Source organism: Streptomyces sp. MAI_2237, from assembly GCF_054189285.1.
Window position 1 is genome coordinate 1,232,960 of sequence record NZ_JAJPGQ010000003.1, and the last position, 19,015, is coordinate 1,251,974.

Below are 19,015 nucleotides of genomic sequence, written 5' to 3' on the forward strand. Positions count from 1 at the left end.
GGGCCATGCTGCTGACGATCGACGTGGGCAACACCCACACCGTCCTGGGCCTCTTCGACGGCGACGACATCGTCGAGCACTGGCGCATCTCCACGGACGCGCGCCGCACGGCGGACGAACTGGCGGTGCTGCTGCAGGGCCTGATGGGGATGCACCCGTTGCTCGGCGACGAACTCGGCGACGGCATCGACGGCATCGCCATCTGCGCGACCGTCCCCTCCGTGCTGCACGAACTGCGCGAGGTGACCCGGCGCTACTACGGGGACGTGCCCGCGGTCCTCGTCGAGCCCGGCGTGAAGACCGGCGTGCCGATCCTCACCGACAACCCCAAGGAGGTCGGCGCCGACCGGATCATCAACGCCGTGGCGGCCGTCGACCTCTACGGCGGCCCCGCGATCGTCGTCGACTTCGGCACGGCGACGACCTTCGACGCGGTCTCCGCGCGCGGGGAGTACATCGGCGGGGTCATCGCCCCCGGCATCGAGATCTCCGTCGAGGCGCTCGGCGTCCGGGGCGCGCAGCTGCGCAAGATCGAGGTGGCGCGGCCCCGCAGCGTGATCGGCAAGAACACGGTCGAGGCGATGCAGTCCGGCATCATCTACGGGTTCGCCGGCCAGGTCGACGGAGTGGTGAGCCGGATGGCCCGCGAGCTCGCGGAGGACCCGGACGAGGTCACGGTGATCGCGACGGGCGGGCTGGCGCCCATGGTGCTGGGTGAGTCGTCCGTGATCGACGAGCACGAGCCGTGGCTGACGCTGATCGGGCTGCGCCTGGTGTACGAGCGGAACGTGTCGCGCATGTGAGGAAAGCGGGGCCGGCCGCACGAGAACGCGGCCGGCCTTGCCTTCCCTGCGCCGCACGGGGTACGCCCGCGAGGCAACCGGGTGGCTCTCCCGCGCCACACCGATCCTTTATGTCGAATTTGTCTGATTAGCGCGTACCGTCGCCGCATGCCCACGCCATACGGATCCCGCGGCGGCATGGCGTTCGGCGTGGAGGAGCTGCGTGTGCTCCGCCGCGCTCTCGCCCTCGCCCTTCACCCCAGCCCCGCCTCGGCCGAGGACGTCCAGGACTGCCTCCGCCTCGCCGAATCCCTCGACGAGGCGATGTGTGAGGGTGCCCGGCTGCGTGCCTTCCTGGTGGCCGACCTCGCCCGCTATCGCGCCGCCCTGCCCGGAACCGCCGCCGGCTATCTGGCCCTGCTGGAGGAGACGCTGGCCACCGGATACCGGCCGGGTCCCGACGACCTCGCCGCGCTCAGGGCGCTGCGGGGCAATCCGGTCGCCGCCGCCCTGCTGGGGCGCTGCCGGACGCTCGCGGAGCAGGACGTGCGCGCCCGCCTGGCGCGCGCCACGGCCCGCACGGCGGCCACGGCCGTCCCCGCCTCCCGTACGCGCCTCACGGCGCTTCCGGGGGGTCTCTCGGGCGCCCTGGAGGGCGCCGGGACGGACGCGGGCGACGGAGCCGGTCAGGACCCCGCGCGAAAGCCCGAGAAGAAGCCCGCGGAGAAGCCGGCATCCCCCAGGCCCGCCCCCGCTCCCGCCCCGGCCGCTCCCAAGCCGGGCCGCCCCGTCCCGACCCCCGGCGAGGTCTTCCCGCGCCGCAGGCCGACCCCGCCCGCCACCTCGGCGACGCCGCCCGCGCGGCTCGTCGCGGGCTGAGACGAAAGGCGGCCGCCCGGCCGACACCCGCCCCCGCCCCGGCCGTACGTCGCCCCCTGGCTACTCTGGAGGCATGGACTACGTCTCCGCGCTCGTGCCCCCGGTCGTCATGGCCGTGTTCTTCATCGGCGTGATCAGGGTGATCGTGAAGACCCAGGGCGGGGCCAACAAGGCCAAGGAGGACGCGGCCGTCGACGCCGTGCTCGCCCGTACCGAGGGAGTGCGGCAGGAGTCCGCCAAGACCGACGGCTGACGGCGCCCGGCACTCCCGGCGCCAAGCCCGGCGTACGGCTCGACACCCGAGTCGTACGCCCTTTTTGTTCCCGTTTGCCAGGGAAACCGCACGTCCGGCACGCGAATGTCGAGTTCGGCCACTATTGTGCGAGCTGTGCCTCGCCCATTGGGAGAACTCGAAGACGCGGTCATGACGCGGGTGTGGAAGTGGAACCGCCCGGTCACCGTTCGAGAAGTCCTGGAAGACCTTCAGCAGGAACGGTCCATCGCGTACACCACGGTGATGACCGTTTTGGACAATCTCCATCAGAAGGGCTGGGTGCGCCGCGAAGCGGAAGGCCGGGCCTATCGATATGAGGCCGTCTCCACTCGGGCCGCGTACGCAGCCGCGCTGATGAACGACGCGTGGTCCCAGAGCGACAACCCCGCGGCCGCTCTCGTCGCCTTCTTCGGGATGATGAGCGAGGAACAGCGACATGCCCTGCGAGACGCGGTACGGATCGTCCAAGGACCGGAAGAGGCGACCGAACAGGAGAACCCCGGCTCACCACCCGGCGACGGCGGGCGATAGCGTCCGCTCATGTCAGCAGAGAGCCCCGAAGGTCTCGAAGGTCCTGAAGTCAGCGCTAAAGCCATCACCGTCCGCCGGGCACGTACCGGCGATGTCGCGGCCGTGCGTCGTCTCCTCGACACGTACGTGCGTGACCGCATCCTGCTCGACAAAGCGACGGTCACGCTTTACGAGGACATCCAGGAGTTCTGGGTCGCCGAACGAGACGACAACGCGGAGGTCGTCGGCTGCGGTGCCCTGCACGTCATGTGGGAAGATCTCGCGGAAGTGCGCACTCTCGCGGTGAAGCCGGGCCCTGAAGGGCGCGGGCGTCGGACACCAGTTGCTGGAGAAGTTGCTGCACACAGCGCGCTGGCTGGGTGTTCGCCGTGTTTTCTGCCTCACCTTCGAAGTGGACTTCTTCGGCAAGCACGGCTTCGTCGAGATCGGTGAGACGCCCGTGGACATGGATGTCTACGCGGAGCTGCTGCGCTCCTATGACGAGGGCGTGGCGGAGTTCCTCGGTCTCGAACGGGTGAAACCCAACACCTTGGGCAACAGCCGGATGCTTCTGCATCTGTGATCACCGATCACGGGAAGTATTCGAGCGCCTACCTGCCCGCGTTCCCTATGTCCGAAACGCGCATGTTCCCTGACTGTGCCGGACCGGCTGTCCCGCTGTCGAGGGGTTTGTGTTTTTCCCGGAAAAGCGGTTTGCTTTCCGACGTACTGCAGTACTGCATATAACAGGGGACGGCGAAACGGCGGACGCCGCAGACCCCATGCCCTCAAGTTTTGGATGAAAGGAAATCCGGTGGCACAGAAGGTTCAGGTCCTTCTTGTCGACGACCTCGACGGCGGCGAGGCGGACGAGACCGTCACGTTCGCGTTGGACGGCAAGACGTACGAGATCGATCTCACGACCGCGAATGCGGACAAGCTCCGCGGCCTTCTCGAGCCTTACGTGAAGGGCGGTCGTCGTACCGGAGGCCGTGCCGCGGGCGGGCGCGGAAAGACGCGTGCCGCTTCCGGTGGCAGCCAGGACACCGCGCAGATCCGCGCCTGGGCGAAGGAGAACGGTTACGAGGTCAACGACCGCGGCCGTGTTCCCGCGTCCATCCGCGAGGCCTACGAGAAGGCCAACGCCTGATCACTGGCCGGATCGACGGCCGAAGGCTGGACGCACGCGCGCCGCAGCCGCAACCGGTGGCAGTGCGCTGCCACCGTGTCCACGAGTCGTACGAGATCGGGGGCGCCACCGACGCCCCCCGTGGCCGACAGCGTCGGCAGCGAGGCCTCGACCGCGCGCCCGGGTTCGGGGGGCCGCAGCCATACGGCGGCCCCCTGCAGGGTGTCCCCGCGGTCCGGCGGCGACGGCGCGTCCATGACGCCCCCCTCGCCGATCGCGCTCAGGTCGGGCACCAGCCCGCGCCACTCCAGCCAGTCCAGCAGCCCCGGCAGCTCCTCCGCGCTGCCCGGCGCCACCAGCAGCCGCATCCGCTCGCCCTGAAGGGCCACCGGAGAGTACGGCCCGAGATGGCGCAGCCCCGCCCGGCCCGCCGCCGCCGGCACGTCCAGGACGTCGAAGCGCTCGCCCACGGAAAGCCGCACCGGAGCACCGGGCCGCACGGGCACCGTGGGCCACTCCAATTCGTTCTCGTACCAATCGCGGATTCGCGAGCCCGCCTCGAGAGGCCGGCGGGGAAGTGGGACCGTGAGATCCGGGGTGACCGAGGGGTCGCTGCCAACCATGCCAATGGCAACCGTGAGAAGTGCTCGCGAGTTACGCTGGGTGTTCTTGCGAATGCGCTGAGTTTCGGAAAAGGGGGCGTGCGGGGGTGCGGGGAGGCGCAAGGTTGTTCGCCCATAGCGGAGCAATGGGGGGCGCGCGGCATGGAGTGTCAGTCCCAGCGGGTAAGACATCCCTAGTGGGAGGGGGCGACACGCAGGCAAGGTGGTCTCACGTTCGCCATCGGCGTACTGGCGAGTGGGGTAACTGCCTGGCCTGCGGGAACATCGTCTCGCACCATCGGGTTGGAGCAGATGTCGGCGTTCGGGGTCAGGAGGCCATCGACGGTGTCGGCAGTTGGAATGAGCGGTCCCCGCTTGCGGGACTAAGCTGCGGAAGGACAGGGAGGGGAAGTTCCCCCCACTGCCTGACCGCTCTGAGGAGCGATTAACGATGTTCGAGAGGTTCACCGACCGCGCGCGGCGGGTTGTCGTCCTGGCTCAGGAAGAAGCCCGGATGCTCAACCACAACTACATCGGCACCGAGCACATCCTCCTGGGCCTGATCCACGAGGGTGAGGGTGTCGCCGCCAAGGCCCTTGAGAGCCTCGGGATTTCGCTCGAGGCGGTCCGCCAGCAGGTGGAGGAGATCATCGGCCAGGGCCAGCAGGCCCCGTCCGGGCACATCCCCTTCACCCCCCGTGCCAAGAAGGTCCTGGAGCTGTCGCTCCGCGAGGCCCTTCAGCTGGGCCACAACTACATCGGCACGGAGCACATCCTGCTCGGCCTGATCCGTGAGGGCGAGGGCGTCGCCGCCCAGGTCCTGGTCAAGCTGGGCGCAGACCTCAACCGGGTGCGGCAGCAGGTGATCCAGCTGCTCTCCGGTTACCAGGGCAAGGAGACCGCCACCGCCGGCGGGCCTGCCGAGGGCACGCCCTCGACGTCCCTGGTCCTCGACCAGTTCGGCCGGAACCTCACCCAGGCCGCTCGTGAGTCCAAGCTCGACCCGGTCATCGGGCGCGAGAAGGAGATCGAGCGGGTCATGCAGGTGCTGTCCCGCCGTACCAAGAACAACCCGGTGCTGATCGGTGAGCCCGGCGTCGGCAAGACCGCCGTCGTCGAGGGCCTCGCCCAGGCCATCGTCAAGGGCGAGGTGCCCGAGACCCTCAAGGACAAGCACCTCTACACCCTGGACCTCGGCGCGCTGGTCGCCGGCTCCCGTTACCGCGGTGACTTCGAGGAGCGCCTGAAGAAGGTCCTCAAGGAGATCCGCACCCGCGGCGACATCATCCTGTTCATCGACGAGCTGCACACGCTGGTCGGTGCGGGTGCCGCCGAGGGCGCCATCGACGCCGCTTCGATCCTGAAGCCGATGCTGGCCCGCGGTGAGCTGCAGACCATCGGTGCGACGACGCTGGACGAGTACCGCAAGCACCTGGAGAAGGACGCGGCCCTCGAGCGCCGCTTCCAGCCCATCCAGGTCGCCGAGCCGTCCCTGCCGCACACGATCGAGATCCTCAAGGGTCTGCGCGACCGGTACGAGGCCCACCACCGCGTCTCCATCACGGACGAGGCGCTGGTCCAGGCGGCCACCCTGGCCGACCGCTACATCTCGGACCGCTTCCTGCCGGACAAGGCGATCGACCTGATCGACGAGGCCGGCTCCCGGATGCGCATCCGCCGGATGACGGCTCCGCCGGACCTGCGCGAGTTCGACGAGAAGATCGCGGGCGTGCGCCGCGACAAGGAGTCCGCGATCGACTCGCAGGACTTCGAGAAGGCCGCCTCCCTGCGCGACAAGGAGAAGCAGCTCCTGGCCGCCAAGGCCAAGCGCGAGAAGGAGTGGAAGGCCGGCGACATGGACGTCGTCGCCGAGGTCGACGGCGAGCTGATCGCCGAGGTCCTCGCGACCGCCACCGGCATCCCGGTCTTCAAGCTGACCGAGGAGGAGTCGAGCCGCCTGCTGCGCATGGAGGACGAGCTCCACAAGCGGGTCATCGGCCAGAAGGACGCCGTCAAGGCGCTGTCGAAGGCGATCCGTCGTACGCGTGCCGGTCTGAAGGACCCCAAGCGTCCCGGTGGTTCGTTCATCTTCGCCGGCCCGTCCGGTGTCGGTAAGACCGAGCTGTCCAAGGCGCTCGCGGAGTTCCTCTTCGGTGACGAGGACGCGCTGATCTCCCTCGACATGTCGGAGTTCAGCGAGAAGCACACGGTCTCGCGGCTCTTCGGTTCGCCTCCCGGCTACGTGGGCTACGAAGAGGGCGGCCAGCTGACCGAGAAGGTCCGCCGCAAGCCGTTCTCCGTGGTCCTGTTCGACGAGGTCGAGAAGGCCCACCCGGACATCTTCAACTCGCTGCTGCAGATCCTGGAGGACGGTCGCCTGACCGACTCCCAGGGCCGGGTCGTGGACTTCAAGAACACGGTCATCATCATGACGACCAACCTCGGCACGCGGGACATCTCGAAGGGCTTCAACCTGGGCTTCGCGGCCTCGGGCGACACGAAGTCCAACTACGAGCGCATGAAGAACAAGGTGTCGGACGAGCTCAAGCAGCACTTCCGTCCCGAGTTCCTCAACCGCGTCGACGACGTCGTCGTCTTCCCGCAGCTGACGCAGGAGGACATCCTCGCCATCGTCGACCTGATGGTCGGCAAGGTGGACGAGCGCCTCAAGGACCGGGACATGGGCATCGAGCTCTCCCAGTCCGCCAAGGAGCTGCTCTCCAAGAAGGGGTACGACCCCGTGCTGGGCGCCCGGCCGCTGCGCCGGACCATCCAGCGCGAGATCGAGGACACCCTCTCGGAGAAGATCCTCTTCGGCGAGCTGCGTCCCGGCCACATCGTGGTCGTCGACACGGAGGGCGAGGGCGAGACCAAGACCTTCACCTTCCGCGGTGAGGAGAAGTCGGCCCTGCCGGACGTCCCGCCGATCGAGCAGGCGGCCGGCGGAGCGGGCCCGAACCTGAGCAAGGAGGCGTAAGCCTCACGGCGACGCCAGAAGGGGCCGGTGCTTTCAGGCACCGGCCCCTTTCGCATGCCCGAAACAGGAGGGGCTACGACAGCTGACCGTCGTAGTCCGGCAGTTTGAAGGTCTTGTCGGCGTGGCCGCCCGAGAGGTCGGTCGCGCTGTTGCCGATGTTGGCGATGATGTCGTAGCCCTTGTTCTCGATGGCGACGCGCTGGGCGGTCTTGTAGGCGGCGACGTCCTTGAAGAGGTCGACGAGGCCGCGGACGTAGAGGCCGGACACCTGGTAGCCGTCGTGCTCCAGGTTGTACTCGGTGGGCAGGTAGATGATGCCGGGGCGGGCGGTGACGAAGAACAGGGAGACGCCGTGCTGCTGGGCGTACCGGGCGACGTCCAGGACGGGCTTGTTGGCCGGCTGCGGCCAGCTGAAGCCGAAGTCGGTCTCCAGGGCCGTGTTGTCGATGTCGAGGACGACCGCCTGCTTCTCGCCCGTCCCGGCGGCGGCGATGCGCTCCTTGATGTACGGCAGGGCCTGGTCCATCACGCTCTGGCAGTCCTTCTGCCAGGTGGCGTAGTCGACGCTCCCGGTGCTCGTCGCCGCGTTCGCGGGGGCGGCCAGTGCCGCCAGGGCCGAGGCGGAGACGGTGATGACGGCTGTGCGGCGAGCCCAGAGGCGTCGGCTTGTCATGGGGGGTCCTCTCGCGTCCGTATGTCGTTGTCCTGTGCATGTTCGGTGGCACGGGTGGCGCGAGGGGAACCGTAGGGTTACCGACTGGTAAGTGGCCAGAGATGTGCGTCACATGGGGTCGATCGAAGTTTTCGGGGCCGGTGACATGTCGCACAGGCGATCAGGCGCGTACTACGGCCGTTAGTGGAGCGGCGTGGCCTTTTTCGTCGTAGAACGGCAAGTTTCGCGTTCAATTACTAGCGCACGTCGTAGATGTCCTATTTTGGGATCAATGGGGGGTCGGGGTACCAAGGATCTGCCCATCCGGCGGCCGATTGCGCGCCGGGTGGTTTTCTCTGCCCCCGATCCCCTGAGGTCTCGATGTCCCCGCGTCTCACGTCCCGTTCTTCCCGTACGTCCGCCCTGCGCACCCGTGCGGCCGTCCTGGCCGCCGGCTTCGGCGTGTCGGCCGTACTGGGTGCCGGGGTCGCGGTCGCCGCCGACACCGCCGCCGTCGGCACCTCCGCCTCCGCCTCCGCGTCGGTCTCCGGCGTGGCGAGCGCCGTCGAGGCGCAGGCGGCTGCCCAGGCCAAGGCCGCCAAGACGGCCGCGGCCGCGAAGGCCAAGGCGGCGGCCGCGAAGAAGGCGGCCGCCAAGAAGGCCGCCGCGAAGGCCGCCGCGAAGAAGAAGGCGGCGGCCAAGGCGGCCGCCAAGAGGGCCGCCTCCTGGGTCCACCCGGTCCGGAAGTACACGCTCTCCGCGAAGTTCGCCCAGGCCGGCGGCATGTGGCAGTCCACCCACAGCGGCCAGGACTTCGCCGTGAACAGCGGCACCGACGTCGTCGCCGCGCACGGCGGCACCGTCGTCAAGGCCGGTTCGAACGGCGCCGGCGACGGTCCGGCGTACGGCAACGCCATCGTCATCCGGCACGGCAACGGCACCTACTCGCAGTACGCCCACCTGTCGCGGATCGACGTCCGGGTCGGCCAGGTCGTCAGGACGGGCCAGCACATCGCCCGGTCCGGCAACACCGGCAACTCCAGCGGTCCGCACCTGCACTTCGAGATCCGCAGGACCGCCAACTACGGCTCGGCGATCGACCCGGTCGCCTTCCTGCGGGCCAAGGGCCTGAGCCTCTGACCCGTCAGCCCGCGGTGTGCGTGCCCTGGTGTGCCTGAACCACCAGGGCCGTCGCCACCTCCAGGACCGCCTCGCGCTTCTCCTCGTCGGTGCCCGGCAGGTCGTTGAGGGCGAACATCCCGGCGTGCATCGCGAACACCGCGCTGATGCAGCGGACCTGGTCGACGAGGGCCGCGTCCGGATCGATGAGGATGTCGCGCATGCCCATCATGCGGTTGCGGAACATCTCGCCGATGCGCAGTTCCTTCACCGTCGCCTGGTTCTCCTGCATGAAGCGGAAGAGCGGCAGGGCCTGGGACAGGGCCTCGTTGTAGCGGCGGATGATCTCCTGCTTGGTCTCCAGCGTGTGCGGCTGGAGCTTTCCCCACTCGATCAGTTCCTCGATCGGATGGGAGAGGTCCTCGAAGATGCTGACGAGGATCTCTTCCTTGGTCTTGAAGTGGTAGTAGAGCGCCGCCTTGGTGACGTCCAGGCGTTCGGCGATCTCACGCAGCGAGGTCTTCTCGTAGCCCTGTTCCGCGAAGAGTTCGAGCGCCACGTCCTGGATGCGCTGGCGAGTGTTTCCGCGGCGCTGCCGCTTGGTGCCGTCCATCGTGTCGCCCATTGTCGCGCTCCTCACGCCCCCTGCTGACTTACTTGCCGCCCGACTAGAAAACTTACTTGACGCCCGGCTAGTTACGGGTCTACTTTCCTCAGTGTAGTCAACTAGCCGGGCGGCAAGTAAGTGCCCGCTCGGTGGGAAGTGCGCAGGACCAAGGGGAGTGGGAACCATGGCGGACACACAGACGGTCGAGACCAAGCCCGACAAACAGCCGAAGAGCGTGCGGGTCGTCCTGCTCGCGCTCATGATCACCATGATGCTCGCGATGCTGGACAACATGATCGTGGGCACCGCGATGCCGACGATCGTGGGCGAGCTCGGCGGCCTCGAGCACCTGTCGTGGGTGGTGACGGCGTACACGCTGGCCACCGCGGCGGCCACCCCCGTCTGGGGCAAGCTCGGTGACATGTTCGGCCGCAAGACCACGTTCATGACGTCGATCGTGATCTTCCTGATCGGCTCCGCGCTCAGCGGCATGGCCCAGGACATGGGCCAGCTGATCGGTTTCCGGGCCGTGCAGGGCCTCGGCGCCGGCGGTCTGATGGTCGGCGTCATGGCGATCATCGGTGACCTGATCCCGCCCCGGGAGCGGGGCAAGTACCAGGGCATGATGGCCGGCGTCATGGCAATCGCGATGATCGGCGGACCGCTGGTCGGCGGCACCATCACCGACAACTGGGGCTGGCGCTGGGCGTTCTACATCAACCTGCCGCTCGGCGTGGTCTCCCTGGGCCTGATCAGCGCGGTGCTGCACCTGCCGAAGAAGCGCGCCAAGGCCGGCATCGACTACCTCGGCGTGATCCTGTTGACCGTCGGCATCACGTCGATCGTGCTGGTCACCACCTGGGGCGGCTCGCAGTACGCCTGGTCCTCCGCGCGGATCATGGAGCTGATCGGCATCGGCGTGGCCGCGCTGATCGGGTTCGTGTTCTGGCAGACCAAGGCCGTCGAACCTGTCGTGCCGCTGCACATCTTCCGCAGCCGCAACTTCACCCTGATGTCGATCATCGGCTTCATCACCGGCTTCGTGATGTTCGGCGCCACGCTGTACCTGCCGCTGTACCAGCAGTCCGTGCAGGGCGCCTCCGCCACGAACTCCGGTCTGCTGCTCCTGCCGATGCTGGGCGCGATGCTCGTGACCTCGATGGTCGCCGGCCGGGTGACCACGAACACCGGCAAGTACAAGCTGTTCCCGGTGGTCGGCAGCGTCTTGATGATCGTCGGGCTGTACCTGCTGTCGACCATGGACACCGGCACCACGCGGTTCACCTCCGGCGTGTTCATGGCGGTCGTCGGCCTGGGCATGGGCTGCCTGATGCAGATCACCATGCTGGTCGCGCAGAACAGCGTCGAGATGAAGGACATGGGCGTCGCGTCCTCCTCGACCACCCTGTTCCGTACGCTCGGCTCCTCCTTCGGCGTCGCGATCATGGGCGCGCTGTTCAACAACCGCGTCCAGCACGTGATGGCCGAGCGGGCCGGCGCGCTGGGCTCGAAGATCACCGAGAAGTCGGCGGCGCTGGACGCCAAGAGCCTGGCCAAACTGCCGGCGGTGGCGCGCGAGGCGTACCAGCACGCGGTGTCCGCGGGTGTCCACACGGCGTTCCTGCTCGGCTCGGTGGTCGCCGTGGGCGCCCTGATCGCCGCGGTGTTCGTCAAGGAGGTCGCGCTGCGCGGCACCGGACCGAAGACCGAGGGGTCAACGGAGGACGCGGCGGTGCAGCCGCCGGTCGTCGAGGCCGTCTGATCCCTCAGTGAACCGAAGGCCCCCGGCAGGTGTCCGCCCCGGGGGCCTTCGTCATGTCCACGGCCGGGGCCCGGCCTCGGGCCGCTGTCGGTAACCGACGACTGTCGCGGCGACTACGAGACCTTCAGGGCGCGCGGGGTGGAGTTCCTGCAGGCCCCGCAGGAGCGGCCGTACGGCATCGAGGCGATCTTCCGTGACGACAACGGCAACTGGTACTCGCTGACCGAGCGCAGCGAGGAGCTGGACCTCTCCAAGGACTTCGGGTGAGCGCCGAGGAGCCGGGGCCCGAGCACACCGCCGTGCGGGTCGCCCTGTGGCGGGCCCTGCACCTGCGGGCCGACGCGCCGCCGCATGTCGTCGAGGACGAGGTCGGGCTGCGGATCGCCGATCCGGGGCGGGGTGGCGGGAGCGGCCCGACATGGACGTCGACGTCACGCGCCGCTGCGCCATCGGCTGGCTGCCGGGACCCGTCGGCTCGAGGGCATCGGGTGGTGCCGGCCGCCTCCGGCCAGGCGAGCTGGGCGAGTTGGCCCCGGCGCCGCTCCTGGACCTCCTGGGGGGACGGGCGGGCCCGGGGGCGCCTTCTCGCCGCCGTGTCTGCCCGCGGCGTGCGTGCCCTGACGTTTCTGCTTGGCCTCGGCGAGCTTGCGCAGACATGCAGCCCGCGGTGGCGTCGGGGGCTGCCGGGACCCGTCGGCTCGGTGGCGTCGGGAGCGGCTGGGACCCGTCGGCTCGGCGGCATCGGGTGGCTGTCCGTGTGGGGCGGCTGCGGCACCGGCAGGTGGTCGTCTGCCGGTCAGCCGTGACAGGAGCGCGGGTCGCCTGCCGGTCGGCTGCGACCTGGGCGCGCGGTCGCCCGGGTCCGTCGGTCGCGGCGCCCGCGGGGAGCCCCGTCCGTGTCCTCGGCTACGGCAGGACCGGATAGCTGCCCGTGTTGGTCGGGGCGTGTTCCGGGAGCCACAGGACCGCCACCGCACCCTCCGCCGGCACGTGGTCCGGAGCGCCGGCGGGGCGGACGTTGCGGAAGGTCAGGCGGGCGCCCAGGACCCGGGCCTGGCCGGCCGCGATCGTCAGGCCGAGACCGTGCCCGTGGCCGGACCGGTCGCTGCTACCGGTGCGGAAGCGGCTCGGGCCGTCGGCCAGCAGGTCGGCGGGAAAGCCGGGACCGTGGTCGCGGACGCGGATCACCCGGCCCTCGACGGTGACCTGGATCGGCGGCTTGCCGTGCCGGGCGGCGTTGGCGAGCAGGTTGAACAGCACGCGCTCCAGGCGGCGCGGGTCGGTCGTGACCATCGACTCGTGCACCACCCGCACCTCGATGCCCGGGTCCTTCGCGGCCACCCGCCGGGTGACGAACTCCCCCAGCAGGAGGTCCTGCAGCTCGGCCCGCTCGGAGGCCCCGTCCAGGCGGGCCACCTCCAGGACGTCCTCGACGAGGGTGCGCATGGCCTTGGCGCGGTCCAGGACCAGCTCGGTGGGGCGGCCGGGCGGCAGCAGCTCGGCCGCCGTCAGCAGACCCGTCACCGGGGTGCGCAGTTCGTGCGCGATGTCGGCCGTGACCCGCCGCTCCGCCTCCAGGCGCTGCTGCAGGGCGTCCGCCATGGCGTCCACGGCGCTGGCCAGGTCGTCGGTCTCGTCCCGCACCACGCCGCCGATGGCGGCCCGCACCCGCACGTCCGTCTCGCCCTTGGCGACCCGGTTCGCCGCGGCGGCCGCCTTGCGCAGCCGGCGCGAGAACTGGCCGCCGATGAGCACGCCCAGCGCGCTGCCGCCGAGGACGACCGCGATGGACCCGATGACCAGCGCCTGGTCGAGATCCTTGAGGATGTCCGTGCTGCGGTCGGTGAACCCCGTGTGCAGGGACAGCACATGGCCGTCCTTGACGGGGACGGCGGCCCAGATGTCCGGCACGCCGTTGTGCCGCTCGGTGACGTACGTCGCCCGGCGGCCCTCGTCGACCTTCTCCCGCAGTGCCCTCGGCAGCTCCGGGTCGTCCCGCTGCAGGTTGGGGAAGTTCAGCCGGCCGGACAGTTCGTAGTTGCGCTGGGCGATCTGCAGCCGTTCGTCGGCGAGGTCGCGCGCGTTGTCCAGCATCGACACCCGCGCCGCGTTGTGCACGACCAGGCTCAGCGTGATCGCGATCAGCGCGCCGACCAGCGCGATGGCGGCGCTGAGCTTCCAGCGCAGGCCGGTACGGATACCGCCCGCCTCGCGTGTCCCCTGGCCCCGGAAGGTCCCCCGCATGTCCGTGCCGTCCCCGCTCAGGCCTTCAACTTGTAGCCGAAGCCGCGGACCGTCTCGATCCGGTCCTGGCCGATCTTCGTACGCAGCCGCTGCACATGGACGTCGACCACGCGCGTGTCCCCGCCCCAGCCGTAGTCCCACACGCGCTCCAGCAGCTTGTCGCGCGAGAGGACCGTGCCGGGCGCCGAGGAGAACTCCAGCAGCAGCCGCATCTCGGTCGGGGTGAGCGCCACCGGCTGCCCGGCCCGGCGCACCTCCATGCCCTCGGTGTCGATCTCCAGTTCGCCGAAGGTCAGCACCCCGCCAGACACCCCGTCGGCGCCCTCGTCCGACTTCTCGCCGCCGCCGGCGTGGCCGAAGCGCCGCAGCACCGCCCGGATCCGGGCGACCAGCACCGCGCCGTCGAACGGCTTGGTCACGTAGTCGTCGGCGCCCGCCTCCAGGCCGAGGACCACGTCGATGGAGTCGGCGCGTGCCGAGAGCATGATCACCGGCACGGTCGACTCGTCGCGGATACGGCGGCACAGGCTGACCCCGTCGAGGCCGGGCACCATGACGTCGAGCAGCGCGATGTCCGGGCGGTTCGCGCGGAACGCCTCCAGCCCCGACAGGCCGTCGGGCATCGCGGTGACCGCGAAGCCGTCCCGCTCCAGGGCGAGCTGGGTGGCCTCGCGGATGACATCGTCGTCCTCGACGAACAGGACGTGGGTCTGGTCTGCCATCCCGGTGCTCTCAGTTCTTGTCTCGGTCGTGGTGAGTGTGCGGCCTGCTGCAGATGAATCGTTCCGCGGGGGCCGATCGGTTCACTCGGCCCCGCGACAGGGCCGACCCTACGACGAGGGTGACGCGCCGCCTCCGACCGCGTTGCTGTAGTCGTTGCGCGTGTGGAACCGCTCGGTGAAGCGGCCCGCGGCCCAGCTGTACGTCGTCACGACCTCGCCGGACGGGCTCGACACCGGGTCCCCCTTCTCGTACACCTGCTTGGTCACCACCAGGTCGCCCCGGTCGATCTCCGCGTAGACCGGGGGTTCCTCGGCCTGGAACACATTCTCGTACCGGCCGCCCTGCTCGCGATACACGTACGAGCCCACACCCACCGCGTCCCCGCAGGTCAGTACATTGACGACGACGTCGTCGACGGTTCCTCCGGTGAGGTCGCCGTACGACACGTCGACCGGGTACTCGTCGGCCACGCACGGCTTCAGCTCGCGCTTGACCTCCGCCGAGACCCTGGGGTCGTCCTTGACGAGCTTGACCGCGTCCACCCGCTTGGCGGCCTTCGACGCGGAGGGGGTGGACGAGGGCGTGGCCGCGGCGCCCGCGACCGAATCGGCGTGCGCGGGGCCCTCGTCACGGGCTCCGGTGCCGCCGGTGGCGCAGGCGGAGGCCAAAAGGCCGACGGCGGCGAGCACGGCCACCGCCGTGCACGCCGCCCGCAGGTTCCCCCGGCCCGGTTCGGGCCCGGCGGGGGTCAGACCGCGCAACGCTCCCGCTCCTCATGCTCCAGCGCGCGTGCGTCCAGGTCGCGGCTCTCCAGCTCCTCGCGGAGCCGGGCGAGCGCCCGGTGCAGCGTGCTCTTGACCGTGCCGGCCGACATGCCGAGGGCGGCGGCCGTCTCCTCCGTGGACATCTGCTCCCAGTGTCGCAGCACCACGACGCTGCGCTGCTTCGGTGCCAGAACTTTCATGATGTCCATCAGGAGCGCGCGGTCGGCGTGCTGCTCGGTGGCGTCGTCGACGCTCGCGTCCGGAAGCTGCTCGGTCGGGACCTCCTCCAGCTTGCGCGCCCGCCACCACTCGGTACGGGTGTTGATCATCACGCGGCGCAGGTAGGCGTCCGCGAGGCGCTTGTCCGCGATGCCGTCCCAGCGGCCGTACGTCCGCACCAGCGCCGTCTGGAGGAGGTCCTGGGCGTCCGTCGGGTCCGGAACCAGCCGGCGCGCGCTGCGCAGCAGCGCGTCCTGCCGGGTGCGGACATACTCCTCGAACTCGAGCACCTCGCCCTGCGCCATGTCGAACCGCCTCCTGATCCCCGTTTCCGTCGGCCCCTCGCCGTCGGTCTCTTCCGTGGCAATGAAGCTACGGAGGCCTTGTCACGGCGCTGTGCGCGGCAGCCCTCGGCTGGCAATCAGCTGTACGTCGGTTGTGTAACGGACGTAGGAACGGGGTAAGGCAGCACACCAGTTGGTGGAAGTATGGGGTGATTTGGTGCTGCGGAGGCTGTGATGTTTCGGCGGCCTACGTCAACGGCAGCCGATACAAACCACCGGGAAGGGGCTCCACGAGGCCGTCCGCGACGAGTCCGTCGAGCGCGCGCGCCCGCTGCACCGGCTCGTGCCACACCCGGTCCAGCGCCGACTGCGGCACGGGCGCGTGGGCTTCCCGGAGTACGGCGAGGAGCTTGCCGCGGACCTGGCGGTCGGTGCCGGCGTAGGTCTGGCCACGGCGCGGCGGCCCGTCGTGCTCGGGCTTGCCCGCCAGGCGCCAGGCGCACTGCGCGGCGATCGGGCAGCGGTGGCAGGACTCGTTCTTGGCGGTGCAGACCAGCGCGCCGAGTTCCATGGAGGCCGCCGCCCAGCGGGAGGCGGTGTGCTCGTCCTCGGGCAACAGGGTGCGGGCGAGCCTGCGTTCGGCGGCGGTGGTGGCGTTCGGCGGGTACTGCACACCGGTGACGGCCCGGGCCAGGACACGGCGGACGTTGGTGTCGAGGACCGGGTGGCGCTGGCCGTACGCGAAGGAGGCGACCGCCGCCGCCGTGTACTCGCCGATGCCGGGCAGGGCGAGGAGCTGGGCGTGGTCGGTCGGTACGTCGCCGCCGTGGCGTTCCGCTATGGCGACCGCGGCGCCGTGCAGCCGCAGGGCGCGGCGCGGGTAGCCGAGGCGGCCCCAGGCGCGGACGGCCTCGCCCGGCGCCTCCTCGGCGAGGTCGGCGGGGCGGGGCCAGCGGGACAGCCACTGTTCGTAGATCGGCAGCACGCGGTTGACCGGGGTCTGCTGGAGCATGAACTCGCTGACCATCACTCCCCAGGGGCCGGCCTCGGGGCGGCGCCAGGGGAGGTCACGGGCGTTCTCGGTGAACCAGTCGATGACCGGGGAGTGGAGCGCCGTGGGGGAGGGGGCGGTCTCGGCGGCGGGGGTCTCGGCGGTGGCCGCGGGGATGTTCGTGAGCGCAGTCATGGCCTTCCGATCCTGCCATGGCCTGTGTCGGTTTGGCCGGTGTGGCGCCGGGGGCGTGTGGTGGGTCGGGGGCGGGCGGTGCGGCGAGCCCGCCACGCAGGGGGCGCCTGCCCGTGGAGGAGGGGAGCGTGGGCCCGGGGCGCGCGGGACGGGCCGCGCTCCGCCGTCACGACGCGCTCCCGTGGGTGCGCGGGTGCGCCTGATCGTCTTCTCCGGGATGATGATCCGGAAAAGTTGCGCTGCGGACGGCGGGTACGGCAAGCGAACGCCCCGATCTCTCGTACAGTTTGCGCCGTGGGATCTCTGCGCAATCCTGTCGGGCCGCTTCCCTCCACCATCTACTGGCGCCGGAGGGTCGTACTGCTGTCCGTACTGGCCCTGTTGGCGTTGCTGATCACGTGGATCGTGACCTCGGGCGGCGGGGGCGGCAAGAAGGACGACGGGGCGAACGGCAAGACTCCCGCGCCCACCATCTCCGCGGGGCCGTCGAGTTCGGGGCCCGCGATCAGTCAAGCCCCGGGCGGACGCGACGAGTCCAGCGGCGGGGGCTCCGGGTCGGACGCCGGGGGCACGGGCTCCGCGGGGAGTTCGGGCTCCGGTGGCGACGGAAGCGGCTCCGGCGCCGGGGCGGGTGGCTCCTCGGGCGCGGGTGGTACGAGCGGCGGGGGCGCCGGCAGCGGGGTCGGGCAGGGCGACACCGTGCCGGCCGGGTCCACGCTGCCCAACTGCACCGCCGGCGCGGTGAAGTTGAGTGTGCGGAGTCTGCGCAACTCCTACAGTCCCGGTGACACCGTCACGCTGCTGGTGACCGCGAAGAACTCCTCCGGCGGCGACTGCAAGGTCGATCTCGGGCCGAAGAGCGCGGTGTTGACGATCTCCAAGTCGACCGACAGCACCGACGACTACTGGTCCTCGGCGGACTGTCCGAAGACCGCGGGCAGCCTGCTGTTCCGGGCGCCCGCCAAGTCCGGCGTCACCTACACCGTGAAGTGGGACCGCAAGCCGAGCGCCCCGCAGTGCGCGACGCCCCCCGCGGGCTCGGCCGGGGCCGGGACCTACCTGGTGGAGCTGGCCGCGCCGGGGTACGGCAAGACACAGACGTCCTTCGTGCTGGAGAACGACTAGACAGGACCCTGGTCGGACCCGGTGAGAGTCCTGGTCAGACGTAGCGTTCCAGGATCGAGCTCTCGGCCAGGCGGGACAGGCCCTCGCGGACGCTGCGGGCGCGGGCCTCGCCCACGCCGTCCACCGTCTGGAGGTCGTCCACGCTCGCGGCGAGCAGCTTCTGCAGGCCGCCGAAGTGCTCCACCAGCCGGTCGATGATCGCGCCGGGGAGCCGGGGGACCTTGGCCAGCAGGCGGAAGCCGCGCGGCGAGACCGCCGAGTCCAGGGCCTCCGGGGAGCCCGTGTAGCCCAACGCCTTGGCGACCGTGGTCAGTTCGAGGAGTTCGGCGTGGGTGAGCGCGTCGAGTTCGTAGAGGGCCTCGTCGACGGTGCGGGAGCGCTTGGCGGTCGGTTCGGGGACATAGTCGCGGACCACCAGTTCCCGCTCGGGCTCGACGCCGGCGATCAACTCGTCCAGCTGGAGGGCGAGGAGACGGCCGTCGGTGCCCAGCTCCACCACGTACTCGGCGATTTCGGTGGCGATGCGGCGGACCATCTCCAGGCGCTGGGCCACCGCGGAGACGTCCCGGACGGTGACGAGGTCCTCGATCTCCAGGGCCGAGAGGGTGCCCGCCACCTCGTCCAGGCGGAGCTTGTAGCGCTCCAGGGTCGCCAGGGCCTGGTTGGCGCGGGAGAGGATCGCCGCGGAGTCCTCCAGGACCCTGCGCTGGCCGTCGACGTAGAGGGCGATCAGGCGCATCGACTGGGACACCGAGACCACCGGGTAGCCGACCTGCTTGGAGATGCGGTCGGCGGTGCGGTGGCGGGTGCCCGTCTCCTCCGTGGGGATCATCGCGTCCGGCACGAACTGGACGCCCGCCCTGAGGATCTTCGACAGGTCGGAGGAGAGCACGATGCCGCCGTCCAGCTTGCACAGCTCGCGCAGGCGCGTGGCCGTGAACTCGACGTCCAGCACGAAACCGCCCGTGCACATGGCTTCGACGGTCTTGTCGAAGCCGAGCACGATGAGTCCGCCGGTGTTTCCGCGGAGCACGCGCTCCAGCCCGTCGCGCATCGCCGTGCCGGGTGCCACGGCGCTCAGTGAGGCGCGCATCAGGCCATCGGCACCGGAACTCCCGCCGGACTTTCCGGGAGCTGCCGCCCGGTCGTTGGCTGCCACTGCACTCCTCCGGTCGCA

General features: G+C 70.1%; 19 protein-coding genes and 3 pseudogenes. 12 read left to right on the forward strand and 10 right to left on the reverse strand.

The window, feature by feature from the left end:
* Window positions 1-5: 5 nt before the first annotated feature.
* From LN251_RS15990 to LN251_RS16005, 4 genes are all read left to right on the forward strand, one after another.
* Complete coding sequence (locus LN251_RS15990; protein ID WP_458245010.1) at window positions 6-803, forward strand: type III pantothenate kinase; 798 nt, start codon at window positions 6-8, stop codon at window positions 801-803.
* Window positions 804-980: 177 nt separating this feature from the next.
* Entirely contained in the window at window positions 981-1,661 is a 681-nt protein-coding gene (locus LN251_RS15995) for a hypothetical protein (RefSeq protein ID WP_458246731.1), read from the forward strand.
* A gap of 73 nt (window positions 1,662-1,734) precedes the next feature.
* Entirely contained in the window at window positions 1,735-1,914 is a 180-nt protein-coding gene (locus LN251_RS16000; RefSeq protein WP_458245011.1) for a hypothetical protein, read from the forward strand.
* Window positions 1,915-2,061: 147 nt separating this feature from the next.
* Complete coding sequence (locus LN251_RS16005) at window positions 2,062-2,466, forward strand: BlaI/MecI/CopY family transcriptional regulator (protein WP_458245012.1); 405 nt, start codon at window positions 2,062-2,064, stop codon at window positions 2,464-2,466.
* Between the two features lie 12 nt (window positions 2,467-2,478).
* Here the strand turns inward: LN251_RS16005 and LN251_RS16010 are convergent, their stop codons facing one another.
* The gene (locus LN251_RS16010; RefSeq protein ID WP_458246814.1) at window positions 2,479-2,709 is read right to left on the reverse strand and encodes a hypothetical protein; all 231 of its coding nucleotides are present in this window, start codon (window positions 2,707-2,709) and stop codon (window positions 2,479-2,481) included.
* Here LN251_RS16010 and LN251_RS16015 point away from each other — a divergent pair.
* Together LN251_RS16015 and LN251_RS16020 are read left to right on the forward strand one after the other, a co-directional pair.
* Window positions 2,608-3,028, forward strand: a pseudogene (locus tag LN251_RS16015) (amino-acid N-acetyltransferase). The gene LN251_RS16010 and the pseudogene LN251_RS16015 sit on opposite strands and share 102 nt — an antisense overlap.
* A gap of 231 nt (window positions 3,029-3,259) precedes the next feature.
* On the forward strand, window positions 3,260-3,595 hold the full coding sequence (locus LN251_RS16020) for a histone-like nucleoid-structuring protein Lsr2 (protein ID WP_458245013.1): 336 nt from the start codon (window positions 3,260-3,262) through the stop codon (window positions 3,593-3,595).
* On the opposite strand, the gene LN251_RS16025 is transcribed toward LN251_RS16020, so the two are convergent.
* A complete protein-coding gene (locus tag LN251_RS16025) occupies window positions 3,574-4,197 on the reverse strand; it encodes an SCO3374 family protein (protein WP_458245014.1) in 624 nt (207 codons plus the stop codon). The two genes, LN251_RS16020 and LN251_RS16025, sit on opposite strands and share 22 nt — an antisense overlap.
* A gap of 430 nt (window positions 4,198-4,627) precedes the next feature.
* On the opposite strand from LN251_RS16025, the gene LN251_RS16030 reads away from it, so the two are divergent.
* Window positions 4,628-7,153: an ATP-dependent Clp protease ATP-binding subunit gene (locus tag LN251_RS16030; protein WP_458245015.1), complete on the forward strand. Its 2,526-nt coding sequence runs from the start codon at window positions 4,628-4,630 to the stop codon at window positions 7,151-7,153.
* A gap of 73 nt (window positions 7,154-7,226) precedes the next feature.
* Here the strand turns inward: LN251_RS16030 and LN251_RS16035 are convergent, their stop codons facing one another.
* On the reverse strand, window positions 7,227-7,826 hold the full coding sequence (locus LN251_RS16035; RefSeq protein WP_458245016.1) for an HAD family acid phosphatase: 600 nt from the start codon (window positions 7,824-7,826) through the stop codon (window positions 7,227-7,229).
* Between the two features lie 360 nt (window positions 7,827-8,186).
* Between LN251_RS16035 and LN251_RS16040 the strand changes: the two genes are divergently transcribed.
* Complete coding sequence (locus LN251_RS16040; RefSeq protein ID WP_458245017.1) at window positions 8,187-8,945, forward strand: M23 family metallopeptidase; 759 nt, start codon at window positions 8,187-8,189, stop codon at window positions 8,943-8,945.
* Window positions 8,946-8,949: 4 nt separating this feature from the next.
* On the opposite strand, the gene LN251_RS16045 is transcribed toward LN251_RS16040, so the two are convergent.
* Entirely contained in the window at window positions 8,950-9,549 is a 600-nt protein-coding gene (locus LN251_RS16045; protein ID WP_458245018.1) for a TetR/AcrR family transcriptional regulator, read from the reverse strand.
* Between the two features lie 166 nt (window positions 9,550-9,715).
* Here LN251_RS16045 and LN251_RS16050 point away from each other — a divergent pair, with 166 nt between their 5' ends.
* The 3 genes and pseudogenes from LN251_RS16050 to LN251_RS16060 form a co-directional block, all read left to right on the forward strand.
* The gene (locus tag LN251_RS16050) at window positions 9,716-11,293 is read left to right on the forward strand and encodes an MDR family MFS transporter (protein ID WP_458245019.1); all 1,578 of its coding nucleotides are present in this window, start codon (window positions 9,716-9,718) and stop codon (window positions 11,291-11,293) included.
* Between the two features lie 66 nt (window positions 11,294-11,359).
* Window positions 11,360-11,560: pseudogene (locus LN251_RS16055) on the forward strand (VOC family protein); the annotation flags it as partial.
* A pseudogene (locus LN251_RS16060) lies at window positions 11,557-11,735 on the forward strand (SAM-dependent methyltransferase); the annotation flags it as partial. The pseudogenes LN251_RS16055 and LN251_RS16060, both read left to right, overlap by 4 nt.
* Before the next feature lie 464 nt (window positions 11,736-12,199).
* Here the strand turns inward: LN251_RS16060 and cseC are convergent.
* The 5 genes from cseC to LN251_RS16085 all read right to left on the reverse strand — a co-directional run bounded on the left by cseC (window position 12,200) and on the right by LN251_RS16085 (window position 16,713).
* Entirely contained in the window at window positions 12,200-13,537 is a 1,338-nt protein-coding gene (gene cseC, locus LN251_RS16065) for a two-component system sensor histidine kinase CseC (RefSeq protein WP_458245020.1), read from the reverse strand.
* Window positions 13,538-13,554: 17 nt separating this feature from the next.
* Complete coding sequence (gene cseB, locus LN251_RS16070; RefSeq protein WP_058923988.1) at window positions 13,555-14,259, reverse strand: two-component system response regulator CseB; 705 nt, start codon at window positions 14,257-14,259, stop codon at window positions 13,555-13,557.
* Between the two features lie 108 nt (window positions 14,260-14,367).
* On the reverse strand, window positions 14,368-15,021 hold the full coding sequence (locus LN251_RS16075) for a hypothetical protein (protein WP_458245021.1): 654 nt from the start codon (window positions 15,019-15,021) through the stop codon (window positions 14,368-14,370).
* A complete protein-coding gene (locus LN251_RS16080; RefSeq protein WP_058923986.1) occupies window positions 15,009-15,548 on the reverse strand; it encodes a SigE family RNA polymerase sigma factor in 540 nt (179 codons plus the stop codon). Before LN251_RS16080 ends, LN251_RS16075 begins: the two co-directional genes overlap by 13 nt.
* Window positions 15,549-15,774: 226 nt before the next feature.
* Window positions 15,775-16,713: an A/G-specific adenine glycosylase gene (locus LN251_RS16085; protein WP_458245022.1), complete on the reverse strand. Its 939-nt coding sequence runs from the start codon at window positions 16,711-16,713 to the stop codon at window positions 15,775-15,777.
* 294 nt (window positions 16,714-17,007) lie between these two features.
* Here LN251_RS16085 and LN251_RS16090 point away from each other — a divergent pair, with 294 nt between their 5' ends.
* Entirely contained in the window at window positions 17,008-17,838 is an 831-nt protein-coding gene (locus LN251_RS16090) for a hypothetical protein (RefSeq protein ID WP_458245023.1), read from the forward strand.
* 34 nt (window positions 17,839-17,872) lie between these two features.
* Here the strand turns inward: LN251_RS16090 and disA are convergent, their stop codons facing one another.
* Window positions 17,873-18,997 carry a DNA integrity scanning diadenylate cyclase DisA gene (gene disA, locus LN251_RS16095; RefSeq protein WP_362997471.1) on the reverse strand — a complete coding sequence of 375 codons (1,125 nt, stop codon included), beginning with the start codon at window positions 18,995-18,997 and terminating at the stop codon, window positions 17,873-17,875.
* Window positions 18,998-19,015 lie beyond the last annotated feature (18 nt).